The following is a 6,593-nucleotide window of genomic DNA, read 5'->3' on the forward strand; positions in this document are numbered from 1 at the left end:
GCCGTGCCCAAACGCGCCCACCTCAGTTTCCTGGCCGCCTTGCTCCCCATCCTGCTGTTCTCCGCGATCATGGTCTTGGTGCTGGACAACCATCAGAGGAAGGCACTCGACCGGACGATCCAAGAAGCGGCGCGGACGGTGGCGGCGTCGATCGACGGCGAGATCATCCGCAACCTGACCGCCCTCGAAACCCTTGCCACGAGCAGCCGGCTCGACACGCCAGCGGGAGTGGAGGAGCTGTATCACCGCTGCCGCTCCATCATGGCGACACATCCCAATTGGATCAACGTCCTGCTGAGCGATGGCGAGCGGCCGCTGTTCAACATGCGTTTCGCCCTGGGCTCGCGCTTGCCGCCGTTGCTCGATCCGGAAGGCAACAAGGCGGTGATCGCCACGGCGCTGCCCGCGATCGGCGGGGTGTTCCGGGCGCGGGACCGCCAGTCCGACCCCTTCGTGACGTTCCGGGTGCCGGTGCGCGCCAGCATCGGCGGACCGGTGACCCATGTGCTGTCGATCGGCATCCGGGCCTGGTCGTTCAGCGAACCGCTGCGACTCGACGAGCCCGGACAGGGTTGGCGCTTCGCCCTGATCGACGGCGACCTGCGGCTGATCGCGCGCTCGAAATCGCCCGATCCAGGGGACGACTGGATCGGCACCGAGGCGGCTGCGACCCTGGGTGACGGGATAAGGAATAACCGCCAGGTGTTCCCGATGGTCAACCGCGACGGTCAGCGATTCTTGGCGGGAGCCCGCCGGCTCCGCCGCGCCGGCTGGACGGTGACGGCGGCGGCTCCGTTCGAGATGATCGCCCAGTCGAGTCGGCGGAACCTAGCCCTGGCGGCGGGAAGCGGCGTCTTCGCGCTGGCCTTGGCGGCGTGGCTGGGCTCGTCGCTGATCTCCAGCATGCGGCGCGGCCACGCGGCGGAGTCCCGACTGATCGAGTTGAACGCGGAACGCCAGTCCGAGCGCCGGCTCGACCGGATCGCCGGCGATTTCCCCGGCCTGATCCTCCGCCGCGTGCTCCATCCGGACGGCCGCCTCAGCTTTCCCTATGTCAGCGAGGGTGGCCGATCCCTGCTCAACCTGAACGGCGAGGCGGCGCTGGCGCCCGAAACGGTCGAGCGGGTGGCCGAACGGATCATCGCCCCGGAGGATCGCCAAGCCTGGATCGCGACGCTGCGCCACTCGGCGCGCACATTGGAGCCCGCGATCTTCGAGGTCCGCATCCTCGCCCGCGATGGCCGTCCCACCTGGGTCCGCACCGTCGCCCGCCCGACGTTGCAGGCGGATGGCTCGGTCGCCTGGGATTCGGTGGCGCTGGACATCAACGACCTGAAGCTGACCCAGGCGGAACTGGAACTGCGGCTGGCCGAGAAGGACACGCTGCTGCGGGAAGTCCACCACCGCGTCAAGAACAACCTGCAAGCGATCTGGGGATTGATCCAGGTCGAGCGCAGCCGGATGCGCGACCCGGCTGCGCGCGATTGCCTGGACGCGATCGGCCAGCGGCTCAGCGTGATCGGCGCGATCCACGAGCGGTTCTACGCCTCGGGCAACCTCAGGAGCATCGACTGCCTACGCCAGCTCGCCGATTTGTCGGAAGCGCTGGCGGCGCGTCGGGAGCGGCCGGACATCCGTGTCGGCGTAAGCGGGGATCCCGATCTGACGCTCGACCTGGACACGGCCTTGGCGGTCGGCCTGATGGCGAGCGAGCTGATCGACAATTGCCACCGCCACGCCTTTCCCGGCGACCGCCCCGGCACCATCCGGGTGTCGCTCACGCGGCGCGGCGGCGGCGTCGACCTGATCGTGGCCGACGATGGCGTGGGCATGCCGGCGAACCGGGCGACCGGCATCGGCACCATCATCGTCGAAGCGCTGGCCGCCCAGATCGAGGCCACCGTTTCCATCGAGACGGGAGCGGCGGGCACCACCGTCACCATTTCGACGGCGTGACGACCCAGGGAACGACCCAGGGGACGATCAGGCGGCGCGCGGCCAGTCGGGACCACCGGAGGCGTGCCGCGTCCGGGACGGCAGCGGGATGATCTCGGCGCCGCCTTGGGACAACGCGTTCCGGCCGAAGCGCACCGCCTCGGGGATCTGCCAACGCGTGACGCCGATATCCGCCAGCTGCTCGTCGGTCATCCGCCGCAGGCGCTTCTCGGCGCGTGACAGCGGATCGGCGCCGATCATACGGGCGATTCGACCGACGAGGGACGACACCGGACCGCGGCGCGCGCGATCGCCACGGACAAGATAACGATCCAGTTCAACCAGGTTCATGTTCGGCTCCTTTGCTGGTCGGCACTGTGATCGCGGGCGGTTTCCAAAGAGTTGACGCGTGCCGGGACGGTTGGGACAAATAAAGGGCATTCGCCGAAGCTGCCGGGCATTGCCGGTCACCCCTGGGCGGGGTCGGCCGTGAAACCGCGCCGATGAGACCACCGCCGCCGATCCCGCTTGACCAATGCTTACTCAATAAGTAGTAGAGTGCATTCGGAACCATCGTCCGAACAGGGTAGATAATTACCGTAATATGCAACCATTATTAGAATATTTCTTTAACCGCCGCTCCGGAAGCTCACGTCGCCATGCCGAACATCGACAGCAGCGAAGCTGATCTCGACCTACTCGATTTCCTGCTGGACGAAGAGCCCGTTTCATCCCAGGCGGTCAAGGCTGGCATCGCGCGACGGCCCGCCAGCGCCATCGGCGAACCCGCCCCGATGTCTTTCCAGCAGCGCCGCATGTGGTACCTGCACCGGCTGGACGAGAACGCGGCCTATACCATCTGCCTCGCGTTCCGGCTGGACGGACCGTTCGAGCCGGCGGCGTTCGAGGCGGCGATTTCCGACATCGTGGCGCGTCATTCGATCCTGCGGACCCAATATCAGGAACGCGACGGCGAGGGCTTCCAGGTGGTGGCGCCAGCGGGACCGGTCGCGGTCGACACGCGCGACTGGCGCGACCGGCCGGAGGACGCGGCGGCGCTGATCTCGGCGATCCGGGACGAGAGCGCCCGCCCGTTTGACCTCGGCGCCTCGCCGCTGCGGGCCATGGCGGTCCGGCTGGCCGAGGCCCGGACCGCGATCGTGCTGACCATCCACCACATCGCCGCCGACGCGTGGTCGCTCGGCATCCTCTCGGGTGACCTGCTGGCGGCCTACAGGTCGCGGCTGGCTGGCGCGGCACCGGCCTGGGCTCCCCTGCCGATCGACTACGCAGACTTCGCCATTTGGCAGCGCGAGACCCACGGCCCCGAGCGGATCGCCGGCGATCTGGCCTATTGGCGCGAGCGGCTGGCCGGGCTGCCCGTGCTGGACCTGCCGACCGACAAGCCGCGCCCCCGCCTGCAAAGCTTCAACGGCGCGTTGGTTCCCTTCACCGTTCCGGCCGCCACGGCCGATCGGCTGCGGAAGCTGGCCTCGACCGCCCGCACCACCCAGTTCACCGCGCTGATGGCGGCGTTCCAGGTGCTGCTGTCGCGCCACTGCCGCCAGGACGACGTGCCGGTCGGTACCTCGCTCGCCAACCGGGAACGGCTGGAAACCCAGGGGCTGGTGGGCTTCTTCGTCAACATGGTGGTGGTGCGCGGCGACCTCTCGGGCGAGCCCGGCTTCTCGGCGCTGCTGGAGCGCCAGCGCGGTCTGGTGCTGGAAGCCTTCGACCACGCCACCCTGCCGTTCGAGATCCTGGTGGAATCGCTCGACCTGCCGCGCGACACCAGCCGCAATCCCTTGTTCCAGGTCGCCTTCACGCTGCTCGACCCCACTCCGCCGCCGGCTTCCGACGGCGCGTTCTCGGTGGAACCGCTCCTGACCCAGGAGGCGGCGCGCTTCGACCTGGAACTGTTCATCCGGGAGGATAACGGCGCGCTGTCCGGCGTCTTCTCCTACAACACCGACCTGTTCGAGGCGGAGTCGATCAAGCGGCTGGCCCGCCAGTTCGTGACCCTGCTGGACGCCGCCACGGCGTCACCGGACACCCCCGTCTCGCGCCTGCCCCTGATCGGGGTGGACGAGAGGGCGGCGCTGCTGACAGGACCGAAGATGCCGGCTGCCGCCTTCACCGAGGGCGTCCACGACCGCTTCGTCCGGCACGCCGCCGCGCGCGCCGAGGCGACGGCGCTGCGCTGGCGCGACCAGCGGTGGAGCTATGGTGAACTGGAACGGTCTTCCGCCGCCGTCGCGGGACGCCTGCGGCGGTTGGGGCTTGGCGCCGATGACCGCGTGGCGCTGTGGTTCGAACCGTCGCTGGAGATGCTGGCCGGAGTGCTGGGCGTGCTGCGCGCGGGTGCCGCCTATGTCCCGCTCGACCCCAACTATCCCACCGACCGTGTCGCCCACGCCTTGGAGGACAGCGGCGTCAAGGCGGTGGTGACGACGCGGGCGCTGGCGGAGCGGGTGCCCGAGGGAACGGCGGCCCCCATCGTCCTGGTCGAGGACTGTTCGGACGCCGACGCGGCGGCGTTCGACGCCGCCGGCCCGGTCACCGTCGGGCCGGACGACCTCGCCTATGTCATCTACACCTCGGGTTCTACCGGCAGGCCCAAGGGCGTGCTGGTCACCCACGGCAACCTGACACGGCTGTTCGACGCGACCGACGCGTGGTTCCGCTTCGGCGTCCGGGATGTCTGGACGCTGTTCCACTCCTACGCCTTCGACTTCTCGGTCTGGGAGATCTGGGGCGCGCTGGCCCATGGGGGAGCCCTGGTGATCGTCCCGCGCGAGGTGGCGCGCGCGGCCGACGCCTTCCACGACCTGCTGTGCCGCGAGAAGGTGACGGTGCTGAACCAGACGCCGTCGGCGTTCCGCCAGCTGATCCAGGCGGAGGAGGCCGACCCGCGCGAGGCCGAGCTGGCGCTGCGCCTAGTCGTGTTCGGTGGCGAGGCGCTCGACCTCGCCAGCCTGGAGCCTTGGCTGGACCGGCATGGCGACGAGGAGCCGCGCCTGATCAACATGTACGGCATCACCGAGACGACGGTCCATGTGACCTACCGGCCGATCCGCTGGCGCGACGTCAAGCGCCGGCTGGGCAGCGTCATCGGCGAGCCGATCCCCGACCTGTTCATCCGCCTGCTGGACGACCACGGCGAGCCGGTTCCCCCCGGGATGGTCGGCGAGATCTGGGTCGGTGGCGCCGGTGTCGCGCGCGGCTACCTGAACCGGCCGGAGCTGACCGCCGAGCGCTTCGGTATTGATCCGGCGGGAAATGGCAGGCTGTACCGAAGCGGCGATCTGGCGCGCGTCACCCCCGCCAGGGATCTGGAATACCGGGGGCGGGCCGACACCCAGGTCAAGCTGCGCGGCTTCCGGATAGAGCTGGGCGAGATCCACGCCGTCCTGTCCGACCACCCCGCCGTCGGCGATGTCGCGGTCGTCCCGCGCGGCGAGGGCGACGCCAAGCGGCTGGTCGCGTATGTCGTGGCGCGGCCCGGCGCCGAAATCGAGCCGGAGGAAGACGAGGGCTGGCGCGCCACCTTCGACATGATCTATGGCGGCGATGGTGGTGGCGGGGACGCCGGCGAGTTCGACATTTCCGGCTGGAACGACAGCTATTCCAACACGCCGATCCCTCCCCGCGAAATGCGCGCCTGGCTGGACGAGACGCTGGGGAGATTGAGGGCTCTGGCGCCGCGCAGGGTGCTGGAGATCGGTTGCGGGACCGGAATGATCCTGTTCGGGCTCGCCCCCTCGGTCGAGCGCTACCACGGCCTGGACTTCTCCGGACCGGTGGTCGAGCGGTTGCGCCGGGCCGCCGCTGCGCGCGGGTTGGCGCATGTCACGGTGGACCGGCGCGAGGCGGCCGATCTGGACGGCGTCGAGGGTGGCTTCGATCTGGTCGTGATCAATTCGGTGGCGCAGTATTTCCCGAGCCGCGCCTATTTCATCAGCGTGATCGAGGGGGCGCTGGCACGCTTGGGGCCGGGGGGGCGGCTGTTCCTGGGCGATCTGCGCAACCGCGTGCTGCTGCGGGCCTTCCACGCCGATATCACGGCCTCCTCCGGTGTTGGCGAGACCCGGCCGGATCTGGTGCGACGCCTCGACCGGGCGGTGGAGCGGGAGAAGGAGATCCTGGTCGATCCCGCTTTCCTCTCCGCCCTGTCCCGCCGCGCGGATGTCGCCGGAACCCTGGCGATGCCCAAGGCGGCGCTGGGCGACAACGAATTGACCCGCTTCCGGTACGACGCCGTGATCACCAAGGCGGGTGGCACGATGGACTCCCATCCCCCCGCCGATCCGCCGGTGGCGCTCCCCTGGCCCGAGGATGGCGGAATCGAGACGCTGACCAATCTCCTGACTCGGAGAACGGTGGGCTTCGGCCTTTCCGGCATTCCCAATCGTCGGCTTGGCCGTCCGCTGGCGGCGCTGGACTGGATCGAGGCGGAAGGGGACGCCGTGTTAGACGCGGCGCCGGCCAACCCGACCAAGGGGCTCGACGCGTCGGTGATGACGGCGCTCGCCGCTACCCATGGCTGGGAAACGACGCTGGGCTGGACGGTGGGGATGGAGGACGGCCGGATCGATGTCTGGTTCCGCCGCCCCGGTGAGCCGGCGCCGGTCTCGACACCGCGGCCCGCCGCTCCGGAG

General features: G+C 69.5%; 3 protein-coding genes. 2 read left to right on the forward strand and 1 reads right to left on the reverse strand.

What is annotated here, in order from left to right; translation table 11 throughout:
• Positions 1-3 precede the first annotated feature (3 nt).
• Entirely contained in the window at positions 4-1,956 is a 1,953-nt protein-coding gene (locus N825_RS28310) for a sensor histidine kinase (protein WP_037459325.1), read from the forward strand.
• Between the two features lie 27 nt (positions 1,957-1,983).
• Here N825_RS28310 and N825_RS28315 read toward each other — a convergent pair whose 3' ends face one another.
• Complete coding sequence (locus N825_RS28315; protein ID WP_037459326.1) at positions 1,984-2,286, reverse strand: YjiS-like domain-containing protein; 303 nt, start codon at positions 2,284-2,286, stop codon at positions 1,984-1,986.
• 308 nt (positions 2,287-2,594) lie between these two features.
• Here N825_RS28315 and N825_RS28320 point away from each other — a divergent pair.
• A partial coding sequence (locus N825_RS28320) for a non-ribosomal peptide synthetase (RefSeq protein ID WP_157619590.1) occupies positions 2,595-6,593 on the forward strand: 3,999 nt, incomplete at its 3' end.

This window comes from Skermanella stibiiresistens SB22 (genome assembly GCF_000576635.1).
Classification (GTDB): domain Bacteria; phylum Pseudomonadota; class Alphaproteobacteria; order Azospirillales; family Azospirillaceae; genus Skermanella; species Skermanella stibiiresistens.

Bases quoted from the DNA above. Each gene is read 5' to 3' on its own strand.
- N825_RS28315 (WP_037459326.1), bottom strand. From the start codon at position 2,286: ATGAACCTGGTTGAACTGGATCGTTATCTTGTCCGTGGCGATCGCGCG.